Below are 3,588 nucleotides of genomic sequence, written 5' to 3'. Positions count from 1 at the left end.
GCTTTGGAGAGCGTTCTATTTGTAATGAGTAGATCAGCCGGATTTAGTATTTTAGCCTCCAGCCACGCTTCGATTAAAATCGTTCCCATATTGCCTGTTCCAATTACACCGATTTTCTTCAATACTTTCAACTCCTCTCACTAAAAGCGAATCTCCTAAAAACACTATGTATTTTTAATCTGTCCTATGACAATGTAATGTTCGAAATCAAAGAAGGGGGCTAAGAAATGGATAAAATATTAAAAAAGAAAATGGCGATGATTGCCGCTGCAGTAGCTACTGGGGCGGTAGGAGTTTACTTTTTCTTTCAACCTGAGAAGGAACTGGTTGAAACAGAAGATATCTTTGCAGTATCAGCAAACGATGGCATCGATGAAATGACAACTGAAACGGAGGCAGAGCCTCTTATCATTAAAGTCGATGTTAAGGGAGCGGTACAGGCACCTGGTATATTTACTGCGGAGGCAGGTGACAGGGTGATTGATTTGATTTCGAAAGCGGGAAGTTTCACAGATAAGGCCGATAAGGATAAAGTGAATTTTGCCCAACTTGTTGAGGACCAAATGGTCATTTACGTACCCAAAATAGGTGAAGAGGGCATAGAACTTCCCGAGAATGCATCAGCCGCCTCGAGCGGAACTGCGGCTACTGGAGGGGCATCTGAGAGTTCAAGGGGCCAGGTTAACTTGAACACAGCCACAAAGGAGGATTTAGAAACCCTGTCTGGGATTGGCACATCAAAAGCAACGGCCATCCTTGAATACAGAGATACGATAGGGAAATTCAAGCAGATAGATGAATTGAAGAATGTATCAGGGATCGGTGATAAAACGTTTGAAAAATTAAAGGATTCTATTTCCGTCAAATGATTGATTGAATTCTCTACACAAATGGACAGGAAGAAGGTAAAATTGAAGAAAATCAATTTTATTAAGTAAAAGGGGACCACAACATGAACAGGATTAGCTGGGATCAATATTTCATGGCTCAAAGCCATTTATTAGCTTTAAGAAGCACATGTACACGACTAACTGTAGGCGCAACAATCGTTAGGGATAACCGGATTATTGCGGGAGGCTACAATGGTTCGATTGCCGGGGGAACGCACTGTATTGATGATGGTTGTTATGTAATAGATAATCATTGTATTAGAACGATACATGCTGAAATGAATGCACTTTTACAATGTGCCAAATTCGGTGTGCCGACTGCAGAGGCGGAAATATATGTGACACATTTTCCATGCTTGCAATGCTGTAAATCACTCATTCAAGCTGGAATCAAAGCTGTTTATTATGCAGAGGATTATAAAAACCATCCATATGCAATTGAATTGTTTGAGCAGGCTGGGGTCAAAACGGAAAAGGTTGAAGCAAGAGGAGCCATCGATGTATACGGAAAAGAAAAACAGGACTTTGTACGTTCGTTGCTAGGTCAACTAGAACAATCCGGTTTAGAGAAAGAAGCTGTGCTGGAGCTAGAAAAGGAGGCGAAACTGTTATTTAACAAATAATTAGACAGGGGGTTGGCATGGCAAGACAACTTCTCTTTTTAGCCGTTTCGGCCACGTTTGGCGTTTCGGCCCATTCATTTTTTAGTGTAAGACTTTTAATCGTTTTCCTTATTTTCCTCTGTTTTATTTATTATTCGAGTGCGGGTGAAGGGAAGACCCTTATACTTCATATGGTGATTATGGGGATTTTTTTAGGGTCCGCTACTGCCTCCGAACATCGAAACATCTCTTCTTATAAGGGAACAGAAAGTCGTTTTGTTATTACATTTACAGACCAACCGAAAATAGATGGAAATCTATTAAAAGGTTTCATCATCAGTGAACAAGGTGAACGGCTGATGCTTCGATATAAAGTAGCCTCCGAACAAGAAAAGGAAAAGCTGAATCAGTATCTTCGCATCGGTTTATCTTGTCCGGCCGAGGGAGATCTGCAGGTTCCTGACAAACACCGTAATGAAAACAGCTTCGATTATCAACGTTATCTCCTTCAGCAAAACACTCATTGGATATTTAAAGCGAGTTCTATTTCTTTTTCGAAATGCAAAAAGGTTGGAAACTCGATTGTCGTTTCAATTCGAAATTTGCGGATGAAAGGAATTTCGTATATAAAAAAACACTTTCCAGAAGAATCGAGCGGATTTGTCACAGCCCTTATTTTCGGTGATCAGACGGATATCGATGAAGGGGATCTTACTAACTATCAGCGTCTAGGTCTTGTTCATTTACTGGCGATTTCGGGACTTCATGTCAGTTTTTTAACAGGGATGTTGTTTTATCTTGGTATCCGCTTAGGAGTTACTCGCGAAAGAATGATGATTGCCATCCTTATCTTTCTTCCGATTTACATGATACTTTCAGGAGCAAGCCCGTCAGTGATGAGATCATGTTTGATGGCTATGGTATTCTTTTTGCTTATGCTTTTCAAGAAACGAATTTCAGCAGGTGCCACGATCGGTGCGGTCTATATGACGCTGCTATTTTTTCAGCCGCTTATGCTCTATAATATTGGGTTTCAGCTTTCTTTCGCTGTCACCTTTTCAATCATTTTGTCTTCGAAAATCTTTTTGCAGTACCCACAAAAGACACTACAACTTTTCATTGTCAGCTCAATCTGCCAATTGGCAGCCCTTCCGATTTTGCTTTTTCACTTTTATGAAGTATCTTTCCTTGGTGTGCTTCTAAATGTACTGTATGTGCCTCTTTATTCCATCATTTTGCTGCCTTTTTCACTAATCACCCTCTTTATCCATCTGTTACTTCCTGTTTTAGGTCAACCCCTTATTTCGTTACTAAACTTCACCTTCCTGCTCAGTAATAAGGTCGCCGATGCTGCATCGAATCTTCCTCTTGCCTCCATTCCGTTTGGAAAACCACTTTTCATTATGATGTTGTTGCTTGTTGTTGCAGTTTTAGGACTGTTCCTGACTTGGGAGAAATCTTTTAGTAAATGTAAAATCTGGTGTGGAATAATGATTTTACTTTTACTTTTTCAATACAATCTACAAAAGCTATCTCCATTCGGTGAAGTGCAGATAATTGATGTTGGACAGGGTGATTCAATTTTAATTACTCTTCCGTTTAACCGAGGAAATTACTTGATTGATACGGGGGGACAAATTACGTTTCCTATGGAAATGTGGAAAAAAAAGCGAAAGACTTATAATACGGCTGATGATATCATTATCCCGCTGCTGAAAAGTAAGGGCATTCACCATTTGGACAAGCTGATTTTAACGCATGCCGATGCTGATCATATAGGAAGTGCAAAAGAACTCATTGAAAATTTCAAAGTTAAGGAGATAGTTATTGGAGGTTGGAGTGAGGACGATTATCGAGATAAAGACTTTGTTTCCATTGCAAGAAATAAGAGGGTAAAAGTGACAGTCGTACGAAGGGGCGAACGTTGGAAAGTTGGGGAAGCTGAGTTTTTCGTTCTAGATCCACATAAAAAAGAAGAAAATAAGAATGATTCGTCCATTGTTTTATATACAGAGTTAGGGGGATTGTCCTGGGTATTTACCGGAGATATGGGGGAAGAGGGGGAAAAAGAATTGATGGATACTTACCCACAGTTG

4 protein-coding genes are annotated in these 3,588 nt (G+C 40.0%); 3 read left to right on the top strand and 1 reads right to left on the bottom strand.

Going from position 1 to position 3,588, the window contains the following annotated elements:
- Positions 1–122 (bottom strand): NAD(P)-binding domain-containing protein (locus AC1DUW_RS23590; protein ID WP_477643592.1); only part of this gene is annotated, 122 nt, incomplete at its 3' end.
- 105 nt (positions 123–227) lie between these two features.
- Between AC1DUW_RS23590 and AC1DUW_RS23585 the strand changes: the two genes are divergently transcribed.
- The 3 genes from AC1DUW_RS23585 to AC1DUW_RS23575 all read left to right on the top strand — a co-directional run.
- Positions 228–869 (top strand): helix-hairpin-helix domain-containing protein, encoded by a 642-nt coding sequence (locus AC1DUW_RS23585; protein ID WP_477643591.1) that lies wholly within the window; start codon positions 228–230, stop codon positions 867–869.
- Positions 870–952: 83 nt separating this feature from the next.
- Complete coding sequence (locus AC1DUW_RS23580) at positions 953–1,513, top strand: ComE operon protein 2 (protein WP_053347022.1); 561 nt, start codon at positions 953–955, stop codon at positions 1,511–1,513.
- Between the two features lie 17 nt (positions 1,514–1,530).
- Positions 1,531–3,588: DNA internalization-related competence protein ComEC/Rec2 (locus tag AC1DUW_RS23575; RefSeq protein WP_477643590.1), on the top strand; the 2,058-nt coding region annotated here is incomplete at its 3' end.

The organism is Peribacillus sp. P4_C12, from assembly GCF_056402095.1.
The sequence above is the reverse complement of the archived record's forward strand: the minus strand, read 5'-3'. Positions and strand labels throughout refer to the sequence as shown.

Excerpts from the sequence above, each read along its gene's own strand:
- AC1DUW_RS23585 (WP_477643591.1), top strand. The coding sequence starts at position 228 with ATGGATAAAATATTAAAAAAGAAAATGGCGATGATTGCCGCTGCAGTA.
- AC1DUW_RS23580 (WP_053347022.1), top strand. The coding sequence starts at position 953 with ATGAACAGGATTAGCTGGGATCAATATTTCATGGCTCAAAGCCATTTA.